Annotated in this window: 18 protein-coding genes; 9 read left to right on the top strand and 9 right to left on the bottom strand. The window is 62.9% G+C overall.

Annotated elements, in window-relative coordinates; translation table 11 throughout:
- Nucleotides 1-68: 68 nt before the first annotated feature.
- The 4 genes from AQUI_RS0103860 (at nt 69) to AQUI_RS0103845 (ending at nt 3,093) form a co-directional block, all read left to right on the top strand.
- A complete protein-coding gene (locus AQUI_RS0103860; RefSeq protein WP_027256330.1) occupies nt 69-941 on the top strand; it encodes a MurR/RpiR family transcriptional regulator in 873 nt (290 codons plus the stop codon).
- Nucleotides 942-1,028: 87 nt separating this feature from the next.
- Nucleotides 1,029-1,379 (top strand): hypothetical protein, encoded by a 351-nt coding sequence (locus AQUI_RS0103855; protein ID WP_027256329.1) that lies wholly within the window; start codon nt 1,029-1,031, stop codon nt 1,377-1,379.
- Between the two features lie 51 nt (nt 1,380-1,430).
- A complete protein-coding gene (locus AQUI_RS0103850; protein WP_027256328.1) occupies nt 1,431-1,781 on the top strand; it encodes a RidA family protein in 351 nt (116 codons plus the stop codon).
- Between the two features lie 265 nt (nt 1,782-2,046).
- Nucleotides 2,047-3,093, top strand: a complete 1,047-nt coding sequence (locus tag AQUI_RS0103845) for an Ldh family oxidoreductase (RefSeq protein WP_027256327.1) — start codon at nt 2,047-2,049, stop codon at nt 3,091-3,093.
- Nucleotides 3,094-3,401: 308 nt separating this feature from the next.
- On the opposite strand, the gene AQUI_RS0103840 is transcribed toward AQUI_RS0103845, so the two are convergent.
- From AQUI_RS0103840 to AQUI_RS0103800, 9 genes are all read right to left on the bottom strand, one after another.
- A complete protein-coding gene (locus AQUI_RS0103840) occupies nt 3,402-4,676 on the bottom strand; it encodes an aspartate aminotransferase family protein (protein WP_027256326.1) in 1,275 nt (424 codons plus the stop codon).
- Nucleotides 4,677-4,741: 65 nt separating this feature from the next.
- Nucleotides 4,742-5,845, bottom strand: a complete 1,104-nt coding sequence (locus tag AQUI_RS0103835; protein WP_027256325.1) for a mandelate racemase/muconate lactonizing enzyme family protein — start codon at nt 5,843-5,845, stop codon at nt 4,742-4,744.
- Nucleotides 5,842-6,456, bottom strand: coding sequence for a dimethylsulfonioproprionate lyase family protein (locus tag AQUI_RS29135; RefSeq protein WP_051371813.1), 615 nt, complete (start codon nt 6,454-6,456; stop codon nt 5,842-5,844). Before AQUI_RS29135 ends, AQUI_RS0103835 begins: the two co-directional genes overlap by 4 nt.
- 4 nt (nt 6,457-6,460) lie before the next feature.
- Entirely contained in the window at nt 6,461-7,570 is a 1,110-nt protein-coding gene (locus tag AQUI_RS0103825; protein WP_027256324.1) for a mandelate racemase/muconate lactonizing enzyme family protein, read from the bottom strand.
- Entirely contained in the window at nt 7,567-7,851 is a 285-nt protein-coding gene (locus AQUI_RS0103820) for a cupin domain-containing protein (RefSeq protein ID WP_027256323.1), read from the bottom strand. The genes AQUI_RS0103825 and AQUI_RS0103820 overlap by 4 nt, the downstream gene beginning before the upstream one ends.
- Before the next feature lie 70 nt (nt 7,852-7,921).
- Nucleotides 7,922-9,034, bottom strand: coding sequence for a mandelate racemase/muconate lactonizing enzyme family protein (locus AQUI_RS0103815; protein WP_027256322.1), 1,113 nt, complete (start codon nt 9,032-9,034; stop codon nt 7,922-7,924).
- A 17-nt stretch (nt 9,035-9,051) separates the two neighbouring features.
- On the bottom strand, nt 9,052-9,660 hold the full coding sequence (locus AQUI_RS0103810) for a dimethylsulfonioproprionate lyase family protein (RefSeq protein ID WP_035919786.1): 609 nt from the start codon (nt 9,658-9,660) through the stop codon (nt 9,052-9,054).
- A complete protein-coding gene (locus tag AQUI_RS0103805) occupies nt 9,657-10,739 on the bottom strand; it encodes an alcohol dehydrogenase family protein (RefSeq protein WP_035919784.1) in 1,083 nt (360 codons plus the stop codon). The genes AQUI_RS0103810 and AQUI_RS0103805 overlap by 4 nt, the downstream gene beginning before the upstream one ends.
- A 101-nt stretch (nt 10,740-10,840) precedes the next feature.
- Nucleotides 10,841-13,300 carry an FAD-dependent oxidoreductase gene (locus AQUI_RS0103800; RefSeq protein ID WP_027256319.1) on the bottom strand — a complete coding sequence of 820 codons (2,460 nt, stop codon included), beginning with the start codon at nt 13,298-13,300 and terminating at the stop codon, nt 10,841-10,843.
- Between the two features lie 71 nt (nt 13,301-13,371).
- On the opposite strand from AQUI_RS0103800, the gene AQUI_RS0103795 reads away from it, so the two are divergent.
- From AQUI_RS0103795 to AQUI_RS0103775, 5 genes are all read left to right on the top strand, one after another.
- On the top strand, nt 13,372-14,259 hold the full coding sequence (locus AQUI_RS0103795) for a MurR/RpiR family transcriptional regulator (protein ID WP_027256318.1): 888 nt from the start codon (nt 13,372-13,374) through the stop codon (nt 14,257-14,259).
- Nucleotides 14,256-15,356 (top strand): aromatic ring-hydroxylating oxygenase subunit alpha, encoded by a 1,101-nt coding sequence (locus AQUI_RS0103790; protein WP_027256317.1) that lies wholly within the window; start codon nt 14,256-14,258, stop codon nt 15,354-15,356. The genes AQUI_RS0103795 and AQUI_RS0103790 overlap by 4 nt, the downstream gene beginning before the upstream one ends.
- Before the next feature lie 6 nt (nt 15,357-15,362).
- Nucleotides 15,363-16,817, top strand: a complete 1,455-nt coding sequence (locus AQUI_RS0103785) for an aldehyde dehydrogenase family protein (protein WP_027256316.1) — start codon at nt 15,363-15,365, stop codon at nt 16,815-16,817.
- 1 nt (nt 16,818) lies between these two features.
- Complete coding sequence (locus tag AQUI_RS0103780) at nt 16,819-17,196, top strand: carboxymuconolactone decarboxylase family protein (RefSeq protein ID WP_027256315.1); 378 nt, start codon at nt 16,819-16,821, stop codon at nt 17,194-17,196.
- 91 nt (nt 17,197-17,287) lie between these two features.
- Nucleotides 17,288-17,663, top strand: a 376-nt coding sequence (locus AQUI_RS0103775; RefSeq protein WP_027256314.1) for a helix-turn-helix domain-containing protein, incomplete at its 3' end; no start/stop codon positions are given.

Genomic DNA, 17,663 nt, shown 5'->3' with positions numbered 1-17,663 from the left:
TCCTGAAACTTTCTTTTCAAGCCGGATCCGAGTAGGAAAATGTCTGTTCAAAAAGCAGGAATGCCCCGTTGACGAAACCGCCAGCCACCGTTCGCGAGTTGATCCGCGAGACCTATTCCACGCTCACCCAATCCGAACGCAAGTTCGCAAATCTATTGCTGGAAAATTACCCTGCGGCAGGTTTGGCTTCGATCACGATTGTGGCCAGCAATGCTGATGTCTCGACACCGACAGTGGCGCGGATGGTGCAGAAACTGGGCTTCAAAGGATATCCGCAGTTCCATCAGGCGCTGCTGAAAGAGCTGGAGGCCAAGGTTTCAGGCCCGACCAAGCGGCGGGACAATTGGGCGACCGAGGCACCCGAGGGCCACCTGCTGAACAGATTTGCACAGGCCGTCACCGACAACCTGCAACAGACGTTTTCCAACATCGACACCGCGCAATTCGATGCAGCGGTCCATCAGCTCTCAAATACAGAGGGGCGGCTATATGTGGTTGGCGGCCGCATCACCCGCGCCTTGGCGGATTACGCCTTTACCCATTTTCAGGCGATCCGGCAGCGGGTCACCCATATGACGTCTTCCTCCGCCACCTGGCCCCATTACGTGCTGGATATGGTCGAGGGCGACACCCTGCTGCTATTCGACGTGCGCCGCTATGAAACCAACTTGCAGCGCCTGGCTGAACTCGCCTCTGAACGCGGAGTGAAGATCGTTCTTATCACGGATCAATGGGCCAGCCCGATTGCGTCGGTTGCCGAACATACCTTCAACTGCTGGGTCGAGATCCCGTCCGCCTGGGATTCCAACATCTCCACCATGATGCTGCTGGAAGCGATGATCGCGGCCACCCAGGAGGAAAGCTGGGACAAAACCAAGGACCGCTATGACCGCCTGGATGAGCTGTTCGACATGACCCGCCTGTTCCGGAAATTCTCCTGATCAGGAAATCGGCAGCCGCATGGACATTGCCTTCCGGTTGCGCCTTACTGTGTATCAAGCCGGTTTCCTTCAGGCAGGAGTATTCAAATGCGATTTTCAAGAATTCTGGCCGTTGCCGCTGTTGCAGCACTTGCAGCCGCACCCGTGGCTGCCAACCCGCTCAGCCGCATTTTGGCCAAATCCGGGCTGACGCCGCAAGACACCAACATCATGCGCCAGGCAGAACAGTCTCTGCTGGCCGAGGCGCAGGGCGGCACCGGCAAACGGGCCAAATGGACCAACCGGGACAGTGGCGCCCATGGCGAGGTTCGGGTCGCCGACAAGGAGGGTGATTGCCTGCTCTTGCAGCATCAGGCCTTCCTTAAGGACAGCCAGGATCCCAAGCAGGTCCGGCGCAAGTTCTGCCCGTCGGGGGCTGACTGGCTGCTGACCCAGTAATCCGACGCACAAACACAAAAACGTTCCATTCAGTCCAAGAGGGATAACGTGATGTCTGATATTACCCGCAAACATATTGGCCCGCGCATGAGCCAGATCGTGACCCACGGCGATACCATCTATCTGGCAGGCCAGGTCGGCACTGCCGGTGCCAGCGTGGCGCAGCAAACCCAGGATTGCCTGGACAAGATCGACGCGCTGCTGGCCGAGGCTGGCAGCAGTAAGACCCGCATCCTGCAGACGGTGATCTGGCTTGCCGACATGAAGGATTTTACCGAGATGAACGCTGTTTGGGACGCCTGGGTCCCCGAAGGCCACACCCCGGCACGCGCCTGCGGCGAAGCGAAGCTGGCCCGCGAGGATTTTCTGGTCGAGTTTATCGTCACCGCTGCCAAGGCCTGACCCCGGCGGCAGTCCTGTTCAGGACCCCCATCGCTCCTGCGCCGCCCGTGAATGCCCAAGGCGGCGCGCAACGGCCTAAATGGCGGCAATCTGGTGGAACGGGATAATAGTCCTTGCAGCACAGATCGTTCAAAGCTGCCCTCTTTTCCTGCTGCTGCAAGACCGTAGAGTGATTGGTGCAGGCAGGGGGCGGATTACGCGGCATGGCAGTTTATTCTCTTTCACACAGCAGCCAGGGTCCAATACTCAATTCGGGGCTTACGCGTTGATACAACCAACAGCTTCCAAGCTTACCCTGCGGGGGAGCCGCACATCCGTTGAAGCGGCTGAGGCGGAATGCCTGATCCGCAAAATTTTCGTCAGCCTGGGGTACAGCCCCGAAGTCTCGGCGCAGGTGGCGCATCATTTGACCGACACCAGCCTGTGCGGCGTGGAAAGCCACGGCGTCATGCGCGTGCTGGAATATGCCAACCAAACGCGGTCAGGCTATCTTGACCCCAAGGGCACAGCGCGTGCCTTCCGGGACAGCCGCGGAGTGATGCGGGTCGAGGGCGGCGGCGGCATTGGCATCCCGGCGATACAGCTTGCCTACGAAACCGGCATCGCGGAGGCGCGGGAGCGCGGGATTTCGGCGCTTTCCATCCGTCATGCGGGCCACACCGGTCGCCATGGCGCCTTTGCCGACCTGGCGGCAGAGCAAGGTTTCCTGACCATCTGCATCGGCGGCGGCAACCGTCAGACCTGGCGCCAGGTGGCGCCCTATGGCGGGGCTCAGGCCAAGCTGCCCACCAACCCCTGGTGCGCAGGCATCCCGGGAGGCGCACAGGGGCCGGTGGTGCTGGATTTTGCGACATCCAAGATTGCCGGCGGCTGGATCTACGCCGCAAAATCCGCGGGCGCGCTGCTGCCAGAGGGTTGCGTGATCGACCGCAATGGCAACCCGACCCGCGATCCCGAAGACTATTTTGCGGGCGGCGCCATCCTGCCTGCTGGCGCGCAAAAGGGCTATGCGCTGGCGCTGGTGGCTGAACTCATCGGCGAGGCGATGCTGGGGCCGTCAACAACCGAATGCAACTGGCTGCTGATCACCTTGGAGGCCACCCGGTTCCGCGAGGCACCGACCATGCAGGCTGCGGCCGAAGAGGTGCTGGCCGATCTGCGCAGCTGCCCGCCGGCGCCGGGGGTTGAGCGGGTGGAGATCCCGGGGGAGCGTGAACGCAATCATCGCGCGGCTTCGGAGGGGCGGATCGCGGTGCCAATGGAGACCTGGCGCCAGATCCAGAAGCTGGCCGAAAGCCTGGGGGCGGCATGATTCGATGAACGGTGGTGCCTATGCAACCCTCCGGAACATCTGGGTTTTGCAGCCTAGCCAGATGGGCGGCCGAGGGTAAGCCTGCCAGCATTTCCCCGGTTCGCCGCAGCCGCTGAAGCTCGCCAATGCCGTGGTCCGTTGCCCGCGCCGTTGCTGATTTCGTCAACTGCATCAGGGAAGGATCTGGCACACCCAATCCCGCCGCCGGGCAGCGCCGGCCTGCTCTGTTAAACCGCAGGTCAGCCTCCGGCGAAACAGGCGGGCGCTGCGCACCCGCCCACGGACGGGCCTGGCCATAACCGCCTTGATTAGTCCAGTGCCATAGCAGCCTTGCGGATGGATGCCTCGGTCTGGTCCAGATCCTCTTCGGTCAACGCCAGGCTGGGGTAGGTCTTGCCTGGGGACTTGAATATGCCTTCTTCGCGCAGCACCGCATTGTACCGTCTGGTGCGTTCCGCATTGCCCGCTTGAGTATCGCGGTAGTCCCGAACTTTGCTGTCCGTGAACACAACTTCGAACAGCGCAGGCTCGCCTACGATCCGGAACGGTACCCCGGCCTCTTCCAGTGCTGCACTTGTTGCCTGCATCAGCCGCTTGCCAGTTCCGTTCAGCCGGTCATAGGCACCCTCGCGGCGCAGAACCTCCATGGTCTTGAGGCCGGCCGCAGCCGCCACCGGGTTGCCCGACAGCGTACCCAGCTGCATCAGCCAGCCCTCGGCACCGACTTGTGCCTTGTCGAAATGCTGCATGACATCGGCGCGGCCAACGATGGCAGCCAGCGGGAAACCGCCGCCGATCACCTTGCCCAGCGTCGCCAGATCCGGTGTCACGCCATACAGCTCTTGCCCGCCGCCATAGGTGGAGCGGAATCCGGTCACCACTTCGTCGAAAATCAACAGGCTGCCGTGTTTCTGCGTCTCCTCGCGCAGAAGCTCCAGGAAACCCGGCAGCGGCGGCACGATGCGCTGCAGCGGTTCGGCGATGATCGCGGCAATCTCGTGCCCGTGCTCCGCCATCAGCTGCTTGATGTACTCAAAATCGTTGAACGGTGCGACCAGCACCTCGGCAGCCACCGACGGCGGGATGCCTGCGCTGTCCGGCACTGCCTGCGGGAAATTCACCCGCACCGAAGGCGCCAGGCTCATCTGTGCCTCCGCCGACATGCCGTGATAGCCGCCCTCGAACTTCACGATCTTGGTGCGCCCGGTGAAGGCACGGGCCAAGCGGATCGCATACATGTCCGCCTCGCCGCCGGTGGAGACATAGCGCAGCTGCTCACCGCACGGCACGGCGCGGCAGATTTCCTCGGCCAGCTCGACCCCGCGGGCATTGCTGGCAAAGAAAGTCATGCCCTTCGGCAGCTGCTCCAGCACCGCCTCCATCACCTCCGCGTGGCCATGGCCCAGCATCATCGGGCCCGAGCCGATCAGATAGTCGATATACTCCTTCCCGTCTTCATCCCACACGCGCGAGCCCTTGCCCTCGCGGATGACGATACCGGGATCAAAATTGCCAAAGCCGCCCGCGGGCAGCACCGCACGGGCGCGTTCGGTCCATTCGGCCTGTGAGAGGATCTTTTCCATGTCTTCAGTTCCTGTTGAGGGCGGGTTGCCCATTGTTAGGTGAGATTTGACCAATAAGTCAAAAATTAATCGATCACAGCTGCGGGAGCCCCCAGGCCCTCGCGGTCGGGACGTACACCCAGGCCAGCGCCTTCCGGTGGGGCGATACGGCCGTTGCGGCGCTCCGGCCCGGCTGGGTCCAGCCGCGGGCTGACATAGGAAGAGAGGTCGCAGACATTCATCAAGCTCAACGGATCAGTCGAGGCTCCCAGATGCAGCAGCGCCGCGGTGGTGATGTCGGAGCCCCAGGTGTCCTCGATGCACATCTTGGCGCCCAAATGCAGGCACAGGTCGCGCGCCCGGCGTGAGGCCGACAACCCGCCGAATTTCGAGAGCTTAATGGCGACCGCATCCATCACGCCTGCCGCGTGGCCAGCCAGCAAGGAGGCAGTATCATGGGCGTTTTCATCCAGCTTCATCGGCAGGCCGCAGGCCGCGCGCACCCGGGCGCAATCCTCAATGGTGGCGCAGGGTTGTTCCAGCATGATGTCCAGACCGGCAACGGCCCGGCCCACGCGGGAGGCATCCAGCGAGGTTGCGCCGCAGTTCCAGTCGCCATAGACCAGCGGGCCATCGCCTACCGCCTCGCGCACCAGCCGCAGCCGGGCCACATCGGCGAGCCAGTCGCGGTCGGCGCCGAGTTTCACCTGAAACTGGGTGATGCCGGTCTCCTGTGCCTCGCGGGCGATGTGCGCCATCTCCTCGGGGGCGACGCAGGTGATCGAGTGATAAAGCGGCATATCCGCCTGCCGCTGACCGCCCAAGAGCGCATGAAGCGGCAGCCCGGCGGCCTGCGCGGTCAGGTCCCACAGGGCGATGTCGATGGCGGATTTGGCGTAAGCGTGCCCCTGCAGCCAACAGTCCAGTTTCGCCATCACCGCCTCTGGTCCCACCGGATCGGCACCCATGAGCACCGGCGCCATCTCCTCAACCGCGGGCACCACGCCGCGGGCATAGGCGGGCAGGTAATGCGGGATCGGGCAGACCTCGCCCCAGCCGGTCAGGCCCGCGTCCGTGTCCAACGCGAGCACCATGCTTTCGACGGTGCCGCAGGTCTTGCCTTCGGCCATGTAATAGGCGGTGTGGCTGGTCAGCGGCACATGCCACAGGGAGATCCGGGTGATTTTCATTTACGTGCTCCAAGGTCGGATTTTCTCAGCAGGTCTTCTCCGCGCCAGAAGGCGGCGGCCAGCAGTGGCCCCGGCACCATATCAATGGCATGTTTCTGATGCAGCGCGTGGTGGATAGTGTCTCCGGGGATGGCATCCCGCGGCGGGCGGCCTTGAGAATGGAACCGGGCCTGGCCGGCCAGGATCAGATAGGTCTCCTCAGGTGCATGCGAATGCTCGGTATAATGCTGTCCGGCGCCCCAGTAGCCGATCGACAGGCGCATCTCGTTGCTGTGGTACAACCCCTCGGGTGAGATCAGATTGACCCAGCCGTAATTGTCCAGCCAGTTGCGGGAGAAGCCATCCGCCTTGGTGTAGGTCTGCTGCCATTTGAGGCGGGGAAGCGCGGCAATCAGAGCTTTCACAACGGGTAGCGTGCCCGCCGAAACAGATGGCCCGGGCCGGGACGCAAGCGCCGCGGCTGGCAGAAGTTTGGATATCCTCGTGCACACAGGCAATTGGCGCGGCTCTGCGTCCAGCAGCGGCAGGTCCTGCATCCGCGGCGCAAACCACTCCAGCCCTTCGGTCCGGGCGGCCAACTGTGTCAGCTCCTGCAACAGCCGTGCGGGCATCGCACTAGCCTCCGTAGACCGCAACCGGGTCCCCCAGCACGCCGTCTTCCGGGGTCACGCCGAGGCCGGGCAGGGAGGGCGGCACGGCAATGCCCGCGTCATTGCGCGCGCCCTGGCCGGGGACCGGATCCGCATCCAGATGGTAGTGGCAGAGCCAGCTTGCCAGCCGGTTGGCCTCCGGCGTCGAGGCCGCCAGGTGGATCGCTGCGGTATCCGCCAGCGCCGATCCGCCCAGATCCTCGATATGCATCTGCCAGCCGACGGAGACGCCAAAGTCGCGGATCTGCCGCGCCCGGGTCAGCCCGCCGACGCGGTTGGGCTTCACCTTCACGCCTTCGCACGCGCCGCGCTTCCAAGCCTCCAGGTGGTCGCCGAACGTTTGCATGCATTCATCCAGTATGATCGGGTTGGAGACCCGCGCCGCCACATGGGCGCACTGATCCAGCGTCTCGCAGGGCTGCTCCACCCAGTCGCGTGCTTTGACCGAGTTCAGCACCTCCACCGCGACGCCGGGCTGCCAGGCGCGGTTTACGTCAAAGGTCACCTTGTGGCCCTTGGGCAGGCCTTCGGAAATCGCCTCGATCCGGTCAATGTCGAGGCCGATGTCAGTGCCGCCCACCTTGGCCGAATGCACGGTATAGCCCTTTTGCGCGGCACGGGCGATCAGCGCCAGCATTTCCTCCGGACTGCCGGTGGAGATCGACGAGTTCACCAGCACCGGCGCGGCCTCTGCCCCGCCCAGCAGTTGCCACAGCGGCAGGCCCGTGGCTTTGCCGAGAATGTCCCAGCAGGCCATATCGATCGGGGATTTCACATACGGATGGCCCGGCAGCTGCACATCCATAATCCGGTTCACGTGATCCAGGCTGCGCGGGTCCAGCCCGATCAGCGCAGGCGCCAGTGTTGCGATGCCGGCCCGGATCCCCGGCCCGTGTGCGGGCAGATAGGTATGCCCCCAAGGGCAGCCCTCGCCCCAGCCCGAGATGCCCTCGTCGGTATCAATGCGCAGGAATGTGCTGTCGAGGCGCTCGAACTTCAGCCGCCCGCCCGACAGGTAATAGGGTTCGACCAGCGGCATATCGAGCTGGTAGACAGTGATTCGGGTGATCTTCATTTCAGTTCCACTTCCACGAAACTCATCGGGGCGCTGCCTGCGTTGATGACATTATGCTCGACGCCTTCGTTACGGCGGTAGGCTGTCCCCGCGGGGACAGTGACGTCCTTCACTTCGCCGCCCGGCATCTCCAGCCGCATATGGCACTCGGTGACGGCGGTGATCACGTAGTCCATCGCGTGCCGGTGCCAGCCTGTCTCGGCTCCGGGGGCAAAGTCGAAACGGGTTACGCGCACGCGGGCGTCGTCGATCATCTGGGTGGCTTGGGCTGCGGTACTCATGGGCGGTGGTCCTTGTTGCGGATGCGGGAGCCTCCGGCGGGGATATTTGAGGCAAGAAGAAAGGTGGGCGTCAGGCGTTTTCTCCAAACGTGGCAATTGGGGCGCCGAGCCTTTCGAAGTCGGGGGTCACACCCAGCCCGGGCGCATCCGGCGCATAGAGCTTGCCGTTCTCGGCACGCGGGCCGCCGATGCCGGTGGAGCGGGTGTTGTAGTTCATCAGGTCGGTGGTGTTGTGCAGGTATTCCTCAGGCGTGGTGGCGGCGAAATGGGCAAGCGCGGCGCTGGCAATCTCGCCGCCCCAAGTGTCCTCGGCCACCACGGGCAGGCGGTTTTCGACAAGGTAGTCCCGTACCCGGCGTGCCTTGGAGATGCCGCCGAGGTTGGAGATCTTGAGACAGACCAGATCGGCGCCGTGATCGGCGACGATGCGCTGGGCAGCGTGCATCCCGGTCACGCATTCATCGAGCTTCATTGGCAGGTCGGTGCGCATCCGCACCTGCTGGCATTCCTCGTAAGTGCGGCAGGGTTGCTCGAGGATGTAGTCCAGATCCCTGGTTGCCCGCGCCACCCGCAGCGCATTGTCGACCCGCCAGCCCTGGTTGGCATCGGCCATCGCCTTTTCGCCCGGTTTCAGCAACGGCACGGTAGAGCGGATGCGGTCGATATCTGCGGCCCAATCGCCGCCGACCTTGACCTGGAACTGGCGATAGCCCTGCGCCCGGTAGCCATCCATTTCGGCAATGGTCTCCGCGGTGCCCTTCTGCGGTGCCACCCGGTACATCGGCGCGCCGTCGGTCAGCTTGCCGCCCCAGAGCCGCCACAGCGGCGCATCCAGCGATTGGCCCAGAATGTCCCAGCAAGCGGCGTCAAACGGGCCCTTGGCATAGCCGTGCCCCTGCACCAGGTGGTCCATGACCTGCTCGATCCGGGCCGCATCGCGCGGGTCCTCGCCGATGAGCGCAGGCGCCACCAGCCGGGCCAGCGCTGGCACGCCTTCGGAATGCGCCGCCATGTAGTTTTCGCCGCAGGGGGTGAACTCGCCGCAGCCTTGCGGTCCTGCGTCGGTGTCGATCACCACCACCGAGGCAGTGGCGGTTTCAATCGCATTGCCTGCGCCCCAAACATAGGCGCCGCCTACATAAGGAAGGCCGGTCTGGAACACGCGGATACGAGTGATCTTCATGGATTACGCTCCTGTGGTCAGCCCGGGGACATTGCCGGATCATCCGCCAGCCCCTCGCCGCGCCAGAAAACGAAGCAAAGGATCGGATGCTCATTAGTGATCATCGCATGCGGCTGATTGGGCCCATGCATCTTGGTGTCGCCCGGCACCAGGCGGCGCACCTCTTCGCCTTTGGCCATGAAATCGGCGCTGCCGGAGAGAATGGTGTAAAGCTCTTCCGGTCCGTGCTGATGCCAGGGGTAATCAAGCCCCGGACCCCAATAACCGATGGTCATACGGGTTTGCAGCGAGTGGAAGTGGCCGGTTGGCCCCACCAATTCAAACCAGCCGAAGCGCTGCAGGAAATCCTGGCCGACTTCCTCCTCCGTATAGGTGAGGCGCCATTCGGCAACGGGCGCCAGCGCCATGACCGCCTGCTGCAGCGCGCGAACCTCGGCGGCTGCCGGGATGCCCTCGGCGGCAAAGCCAGGGTCCGATTGCACCAGCGCTGCGCCGGTGACCTGGTTTCCGCCCCGCCCGGCCCAGGAGAGGTCATCCGGCCAGGGCTGGAATTCCGCCACCGCGGGCAGCGCTGCATGATACGCTTCGACGGCCGCCAGCGCCTGATCGAACAGCGCCCGGGTCATGGCACCACCACAATGTTGCCGGTGTGTTTTTTGGCAATGAAGGCAGCCTGCGCTTCCTTCAAGTCTGAAAGCGGGTAGGTTGCCGCCAGCGCCGGTTTGATCTCGCCTTTCTCGATGTAGGAGACCACATCGGTGAAGTTGCGGTGCGGTGTCACAGTGGAGCCAGTGAAGGTCAGGTCGCGCAGGTAAAAGGTTCGCAGATCCAGCTCCACCATCGGTCCGGCAATCGCACCCGAGCAGGTGTAGCGGCCGCCGCGCTCCAGCACGCCGATCAGTTCGGGCCAGGCGGCACCGCCAACCACATCGGCTGCAACGGTGACGTTCTCATCGCCAAGTGCGGCCCGAAGGTTTTTCGGCGACCGCGGCAGGATCAGGTCGGGGCCGAGTTCGGCCACCTCTGCGTGTTTGGCTTCGGAGGCCATCGCGATCACCCGTGCGCCGCGGCGTTTGGCAAGCTGGATCAGCGCGCCGCCAACCCCGCCCGAAGCTCCGGGGATCAATACGGTGTCGTCCTCGCCAACATTGGCTCGGCTCAGCATGCCTTCGGCGGTGACATAAGAGCAGGAGAAGGTTGCAAGCTCCGCATCGCTGATTGGGCTTTCAACCACCGCAACACCACGGACATCCGCCTTGGTGTATTCGGCAAAACCGCCATCGCATTCGGAGCCGAAGTAGCCCGCCTTGTTCATATTCTCCCGGTCATCCCAGTCGCGGACCCAGCCGCCGACCATGACACGCTTGCCGATCAGCGCGGGGTCGGCGCCCTTGCCCGCAGCCACCACTTTGCCAACCGCGTCGGCCCCCTGGATGCGGGGGAAGGTGAGGGGGCGGCCGCCCCAGGTCGGGTCTTCCTCGCCCGCTTCGTCAAAGGCGCCGCCGGTGGTGGCGCCCTCAACTGCCTTGGAATACCAGCCGGAGCGGGTGTTCACATCGGTGTTGTTCAGGCCGCAGGCGCCGACCTTGATCAGCACCTCCATCGGGCCGGGTTGCGGCACCGGCCAGTCCTCGTGCCATTCGTATTTGTCCAGATCGCCATGGCCGGTCAGAACCATCGCCTTCATGGTATCGGGCAGGGTCATTTTTCGCGTTTCCCTTTTTGGCTATGGAGGAGGGGGCGCTGCCCCCGCCTTTGGCTCCCCCGGAGTATTTTTGAATAGATGAAGGGGAGCCTGTTGTTTGCTCATTCTGCCGGAGCGAGTTCCGCGTCGGTACGGGGCCGCAGGCTTTCGGGGTCATAGGCGGGGGCGCCCAGGATCCGGCCCTTGCGCGGCTCTCCGGCAACGATCACTTCGATCTGCGTGCCCGGCACATTGGCGTGCGGTTTCACATAAGCAAAGGCCAGGATCTTGCCGACGGTATGGCCATAGGCGACCGAGGCGGTGGAACCCACGACCTGGCCCTCCAGCAGGACGGCCTCACCGCCGTGGCCGTCCTCAATGCCGTCCGGCTCGATCTCCAGATAGGCGCAGACCCAAGGCAGGGCGTCCGCGTTCAGCGTCTTGTCCTTGCCCAGGTAGTCCTTGTCGGTACGGGCAAACCGCAGCACATCGGCCTCGGCCAGGGTCACCTCATTGGTGAGTTCACCGGCGCCCTTGAAGCCCTTCTCCATCCGCATCGCGTTCATGGCGAAGGAGCCGTAGTCGGCAATGCCATGTGCTTCGCCCGCAGCCCAAAGCGCGTCGTAGACCGCCAGCGTGCTATCGCGGGGGATATGGAGTTCCCAGCCAAGCTCGCCCGCATAAGACATACGGAAGGCCCAGAGTGTGTGGCCTGCAACCTTGATCTGCTGCGCCGTCAGCCATTTGAAACAGGCGTTTGTGAGGTCGGCATCGGTGCAGGCGGCCAGGACCTCGCGGGCTTTCGGACCATTGAGAGCGATGGCGGCCCAATCGGTGGAGAGGGTTGTGATCGCCACCTCTTCGCCCGCGAGGTTCTGATTCAGGTGGTCCAAGAGCCGCTGTTCAAAGAAGGCCGCGCAGACGAGGTAGTAGCTGTCCTCTGCCAGTTTCACCACGGTGGTTTCCAGCTCAATCCGGCCGCGGCGGTTCAGCATATGGGTGAGGGCGATGCCGCCGACCTTCTGCGGCAGGCGGTTGGCGGTCAGCCGGTCCAAGAGGGCGGCGGCGCCGGGGCCCGAGACCTCGACCTTGGTGAAGGCGGAGATGTCCATGATGCCGACGCCGTCGCGCACGGCCTTGCATTCCAGCCCGATCATATCGTGCACTTCATTGCGGCGGAAGGAATAGTGATCGCGCTGTTCGACACCGTTTTTGGCAAACCAGCGCGGGCGCTCGTGGCCATAGACTTCCTCATAGACAGCGCCTTTTTCCTTCAGCCGTTCATAGAGCGGCGACGGCTTGATCGGGCGGCCTGCGAGACGGTTGAAATGCGGGAAGGGGATCTCGTGGCGCAGTTTGTAGTCCTCATGCGCTTTGGTCACCTGCCAGTCCTTGGTGGCATAGGTGCCAAAGCGGCGCGGGTCGTACTCGCGCATGGAGATGTCGGCAGCGCCATGCACCATCCAGCGTGCCAGCTCGCGGGTCAGACCCGGGCCCCAGCCAATGCCGATCTGGGTGCCGCAGCAGCACCAGTAGTTCTGGACGCCGGGCGCCGGGCCGATCAATGGGTTGCCGTCCGGCGGATGGGAGATCGCGCCATGCACCTCGCGCTGAATACCGAGGTCAGCAAAGATCGGCATCCGGTTCAGGCTTTCCTCTAGCCACGGCATCACCCGGTCGTAATCGGCATCAAACAGCCAGTTCTCATATTCCCAGGGGCAGTGGTCGTGCCAGACTGAGTTGCTGCCCTCTTTCTCGTAGATCCCGATCAGCCCGCGCTTCTGCTCCATACGGATATAGCCTGAGACCTTTTTGTCGTCGCGGATCACCGGCAGCTCTTTGTCCAAGCTTTCGAACTCCGGTACCGGTTCAGTCACAAAGTAATGGTGGGTCATTGAGGTCATCGGCAGCTGCAAACCGGACCATTCGCCCATCTGGCGGGCATAGGTGCCGCCGGCGTTGACAACATGCTCGCAAGTAATGGTGCCTTTTTCCGTTTCAACGACCCACTCGCCGTTCTTGGCTTGGGTGATGTTGGTGGCGCGGCAGTGGCGGATGATCCGCGCGCCCAGCTGGCGGGCGCCTGCGGCCAGTGCCATGGTGACGTTGGTCGGGTCCACGTGGCCGTCATCGGGTGTATAAAGCGCGCCCAGCACGCCATCCAGATTATAGAAGGGGTGCAGTTCAGCGACTTTCCCGGGGCCGACCAGTTCGATGTTGAACCCCAGCGAGCGCCCGACGGACAGGGTGTGGCGCAGCCAGTCCATCTCGTCCTCGGTATAGGCCAGGCGGAACGAGCCGCAGCCGTGCCAGGTCACCGCCTGGCCGGTCTCTTCCTCTAGCTTCCCTGAATAAAGTCCGATGTTGTAGTCAACGCATTTGCCAAGGCCAAAGGAGCTGGTGGAGTGTGTGATCTGCCCCGCTGCGTGCCAGGTCGAGCCGGAGGTCAGCTCAGCCTTCTCCAGCAGCACCACCTCCTCGCCCCAGCCCTCATGCGCCAGGTGATAGGCCAGGCCCACTCCCATCACGCCGCCGCCCACGATGACCACTTTGGCCTGTGTCGGGAATTCTTTCTCAGCCATTTCGCCGTTCCTGATTGCAGAGTCGCTTTTCTGCTCGACAGGCTAATTCCATTTTTGTACCATCGTCAATCATGAATGGCACAAATGTATCATCGACTGTTTTAGAGCGCCTCACCGAAGAGTGGGAGGCGCTGACCCCTGAGGCACAGAAGGCGGCCCGCTATGTGCTGGAAAACCCTGCGGATGTTGGGGTTTCCACCGTGCGCGAGATTGCCGAGGCGGCGAATGTGAAGCCCAACACCTTTGTCCGCATGGCGCGGCAGGTGGGGTTTGACGGCTACGAGGATTTCCGCGCCCCGTTCCGCGAAGCGATTCGCAGGGGCGGGGTGTCATTCCCCGACCGGGCGCGCTGGCTGCAGGACATCGGTAAGTCGGGTGAGTTGGGCGGCCTATATGCCGATATGGTGGGCGCCGCGATCCAGAATATCGAGGAAACCTTTGCCGGTATCGATGCGGGCAGCCTGGAGGTCGCGGCGCATGCGATCTGGAATTCCCGCCAGGTCTTCACGCTGGGCGTGGGGGTGAACAACGCCAACGCCCGCAACTTCACCTATCTTGCCTCCACTGGCATGAAGCAATTCCACGCCATCCCGCGGCCCGGCTCCACGGCGGTCGATGACCTTGCCTGGGCGGACAGCCAGGATGTGCTTATCGCGATGACCTGCAAGCCATATAGGGCTGAGGTGATCGAGGCGATCCAGATCGCACGCGAACAAGGGGTCACCATCGTCGGCATTTCCGACAGCCCCGCCAGCCCCTTGGTCCTGCACGCAGACCACGGATTTGTCGTCTCGGCGGACACGCCGCAATTCTTCCCTTCATCCGTCTCGACCATCGCTTTTCTGGAAACGCTGCTGTCCTTTGTTATTGCTGTCTCCAGCGAGGAAATCGTCGAGCGGGTGGAGAAGTTTCACAAACGCAGGCACCAGCTTGGCATCTACGCGGAGGACCCTGAATGAACACAGCCCCGACCCATTCTCTTGAGGCGCGGTATTACACTGACCCGGTCCTCTTTGAGGCCGAACGCAAGGGTCTTTTGGCGCACAGCTGGCAATTTGCAGGCCATGCCAGCCAGCTTGAAAACACTGGCGACTATTTTGCTTTTGAAATGGCCGGCGAAAGCCTGTTCAGCATCAAGGGGCGCGATGGTGAAATCCGCACTTTCTATAATGTCTGTCAGCATCGTGCCCACCAATTGGTTTCTGGCGAAGGCACCACGCGGGTTGTGGTCTGCCCCTATCACGCCTGGACCTATGAGCTGACCGGCCAGCTGCGCGCCGGGCCGAACCTCAAATCTGTGCAGGGTTTCGATAAATCCAAGGTCTGCCTGACAGAGGTCCGCACCGAAGTTTTCCTGGGCTTCATCTTTGTGAACCTCGATCCCGAGGCCAAGCCGATGGACGAGTGGTTCCCGAATGTGCGGGGGGAGCTGGAAAGCTTTGTGCCCAACTGGGGTGATCTGAAACCGCTGGAATGGGTGGACATCCCGGAGAACTGCAACTGGAAGGTTTCGGTCGAGAACTACTCCGAATGCTATCATTGCAGCCTGAATCATCCGACTTTTTCGACCGGGGTGATCAAGCCGGAAACCTATGACATCCAGCCCCAGGGCTTTTGCCTGCGCCACACCACCGAGTGCAATTCGCTGGAGCAGATGAGTTATGACATCAACTCCGGTTTTGAAAACAACGAGAAATACTCCAGCTGGTTCTTGTGGCCGATGTTCTCCTTCCAGGTCTATCCCGGCAATCTGCTGAACACCTATCACTGGCGGGCGGTCGATGCCGATCATGTGGTGGTTTGGCGCGGCTGGTATTCCATCGGCGGCGAGGACAATGAAACCGTGCGCCGCATGGCGGTTCAGGACCGGGCCACCACGGTGGAGGAAGACATCCATTTGGTGGAATCTGTCCAGCGGGGGTTGAAAAGCCGCGGCTATGTTCCCGGGCCTTTGGTGGTTGATCCCTCTTGCGGAGTGAACTCGGAACATTCAATCCTGCATCTTCAGAAGTGGATGCGCGAAGCGGCAGACCACGATCTCGCAGCGGAGACCTAACGGATAATGACACAGCTTGATGCCGAATGGCTGAACTACATCGATGGCGCCTGGGTGCCCGGCGGGGCAGGGTGGATTGATGTAACAAACCCGGCCAATGGCGAGGTGCTGGCGCGGCATGCGCTGGCAGATGCCGCCGACGTGGACCGCGCCGTGCAGGCCGCCCGCCGGCTGCACCTGTCAGGGGAGCTGTCCGCGCTGCGCCCGATTGCGCGCGGGCGCATGGTACAGGCGATGGGGCGTTACCTTTTGGACAATCTCGACGAGATCGCCCGCGTCCTTACTTTGGAACAGGGCAAGCCGTTGTGGGAATCCCGGATCGAGGTTGAGGGCGCCGCGCTTTACTTCGAATACTACGGAAACCAGGCTAGCACCGTCGAAGGCCGCTCGATCCCGCTGGGTGGCGGTTACTTCGACTGGACCGAGAACGAGCCGATGGGCGTCTCGGCCCAGATCATCCCCTGGAACTACCCCGTGGAGATGACCGCGCGTTCGCTGTCCGCAGCGCTCGCCACCGGCAACACTTGCGTGATCAAGACACCTGAGCTGACACCGCTTACCAACGCCTGGCTCGCCCGTGCAGCCGAGGCTGCCGGTTTCCCGGCTGGCGCGGTCAATATCCTGTGCGGTTGCGGCCACGAAGCAGGCGCGGCACTTTCCGGTCACCCGCAGGTGAACCAGATCGTCTTTACCGGCTCGGTTCCCACCGGCATCCGTATCGCCACCGCGGCGGCGCAGAACGTGGTGCCGTGTGTGCTGGAACTCGGCGGCAAATCCGCCGCTATCGTGCATGAGGACGCCGACCTCGACGCCTTCGAGAACGACATCCGCTGGGGAATCTACTTCAACGCAGGCCAGGTCTGCAGCGCCATGAGCCGGGTGATTGTGCACGAAAGCCGCCACGACGAGCTGGTCGAGCGCGCGGTGAATGTGGCCCAAAGCCTCAGCGTTGGCCCCGGCATCGACCGGCCAGAGTTCGGCGCCAACATGGGCGCCATGGTCTCCATGCCCCAGCGCGACCGCGCCCTGGGCATCGTCCAGCAGGCGCAGGCAGACGGCGCCACCGTTGCCACCGGTGGAACGCCGGTTAGCAATGCGGGTGCCTTCCTGGCCCCGACCATTGTCTCCGGCATCACACCGAACGATAGCATCTCCAGCGAGGAAATCTTCGGCCCTGTGCTGTCGGTACTCAAGTTCCGGTCCGATGCAGAGGCAATCGAGATCGCCAATAGCACCGAGTACGGGCTGGTCGGCGGCGTCTTTACCCGCGACCTGGACCGCGCCACCCAGTCGGCCCGCAAGATCCGGGCAGGCCAGGTGTTCATGAACGAATGGTACGCGGGCGGGGTCGAGACTCCGTTCGGGGGCTACGGCAAATCCGGCTATGGCCGCGAAAAGGGCCGTGAGGCGCTGTGGAACTATGTGCAGACCAAAAACATCGCCATGAAACTGAGAGGCTGAGATGAGCGCATTTGACGAAGACCTGTTCCTGAAGGGAATGGAGCAGCGCAAGGCAACCCTTGGCGCCGAATATGTCGAAAAGAACCTGGCCGCGGCGGATGATTTCACCCGCCCCTTCCAGGAGGCAATGACTGCCTGGTGCTGGGGCTTTGGCTGGGGCGATGATGCGATCGACGCCAAAACCCGCTCGATGATGAACCTTTCAATGATCGGAGCGCTGGGCAAGATGCACGAATGGGAGCTGCACTGCCGCGGCGCCATCAACAACGGCGTCACAAAAGAGGAGATCCGGGCGATCATCCATGTGATCGGGATCTACTGCGGTGTTCCGCAAGCGCTGGAATGCTTCCGGGCCGCGCGCAAGGTTCTGGAAGAGTAGCGCTGAGGCACTGGCGTTGGATAATGTGTAGAACACGCGACTTGATCTGACATTTCTGCTCTTCTGGAGCGCAAGCAAAGAGTGCCGATCAATGACGAGTATTCAGGACAAGATCATCAAGCCGAAGCTGGGGCTGCTGGAGCCTGCGAAGCAGCTCGGCAGCGTTTCGCAGGCCTGCAAGGTGATGGGGTGCAGCCGGGACAGCTGCTACCGCTTCATGGAGCTCTATGAACAGGGCGGCGGGCAGGCGCTGATGGATCTCAGCCGCCGCAAGCCGATCCTGAAGAACCGGGTGCCGGAGCACGTTGAGCGGGCGGTGATCGAACTGGCGATTGAAAATCCGGCGCCGGGGCAGAAGCGCGCCTCGCGGGAACTCCAGCAGCAGGGCATCATGGTGTCATCTTCCGGCGTCCGCTTGATCTGGCTGCGCGACGGTCTGGAGGCCATGAAGAAACGCCTCAAGGCAT

The organism is Leisingera aquimarina DSM 24565, from assembly GCF_000473165.1.
GTDB classification, from domain to species: domain Bacteria; phylum Pseudomonadota; class Alphaproteobacteria; order Rhodobacterales; family Rhodobacteraceae; genus Leisingera; species Leisingera aquimarina.
This window is presented reverse-complemented; position numbering and strand designations above follow the sequence as displayed.

What these genes read in the sequence shown, in the direction of transcription:
- AQUI_RS0103855 (WP_027256329.1), top strand. Translation starts at nt 1,029, where the DNA reads ATGCGATTTTCAAGAATTCTGGCCGTTGCCGCTGTTGCAGCACTTGCA.
- AQUI_RS0103850 (WP_027256328.1), top strand. Translation starts at nt 1,431, where the DNA reads ATGTCTGATATTACCCGCAAACATATTGGCCCGCGCATGAGCCAGATC.
- AQUI_RS0103840 (WP_027256326.1), bottom strand. Translation starts at nt 4,676, where the DNA reads ATGGAAAAGATCCTCTCACAGGCCGAATGGACCGAACGCGCCCGTGCG.
- AQUI_RS0103835 (WP_027256325.1), bottom strand. Translation starts at nt 5,845, where the DNA reads ATGAAAATCACCCGGATCTCCCTGTGGCATGTGCCGCTGACCAGCCAC.
- AQUI_RS29135 (WP_051371813.1), bottom strand. Translation starts at nt 6,456, where the DNA reads ATGCCCGCACGGCTGTTGCAGGAGCTGACACAGTTGGCCGCCCGGACC.
- AQUI_RS0103825 (WP_027256324.1), bottom strand. Translation starts at nt 7,570, where the DNA reads ATGAAGATCACCCGAATCACTGTCTACCAGCTCGATATGCCGCTGGTC.
- AQUI_RS0103820 (WP_027256323.1), bottom strand. Translation starts at nt 7,851, where the DNA reads ATGAGTACCGCAGCCCAAGCCACCCAGATGATCGACGACGCCCGCGTG.
- AQUI_RS0103815 (WP_027256322.1), bottom strand. Translation starts at nt 9,034, where the DNA reads ATGAAGATCACTCGTATCCGCGTGTTCCAGACCGGCCTTCCTTATGTA.
- AQUI_RS0103810 (WP_035919786.1), bottom strand. Translation starts at nt 9,660, where the DNA reads ATGACCCGGGCGCTGTTCGATCAGGCGCTGGCGGCCGTCGAAGCGTAT.
- AQUI_RS0103805 (WP_035919784.1), bottom strand. Translation starts at nt 10,739, where the DNA reads ATGACCCTGCCCGATACCATGAAGGCGATGGTTCTGACCGGCCATGGC.
- AQUI_RS0103800 (WP_027256319.1), bottom strand. Translation starts at nt 13,300, where the DNA reads ATGGCTGAGAAAGAATTCCCGACACAGGCCAAAGTGGTCATCGTGGGC.
- AQUI_RS0103795 (WP_027256318.1), top strand. Translation starts at nt 13,372, where the DNA reads ATGAATGGCACAAATGTATCATCGACTGTTTTAGAGCGCCTCACCGAA.
- AQUI_RS0103790 (WP_027256317.1), top strand. Translation starts at nt 14,256, where the DNA reads ATGAACACAGCCCCGACCCATTCTCTTGAGGCGCGGTATTACACTGAC.
- AQUI_RS0103785 (WP_027256316.1), top strand. Translation starts at nt 15,363, where the DNA reads ATGACACAGCTTGATGCCGAATGGCTGAACTACATCGATGGCGCCTGG.
- AQUI_RS0103780 (WP_027256315.1), top strand. Translation starts at nt 16,819, where the DNA reads ATGAGCGCATTTGACGAAGACCTGTTCCTGAAGGGAATGGAGCAGCGC.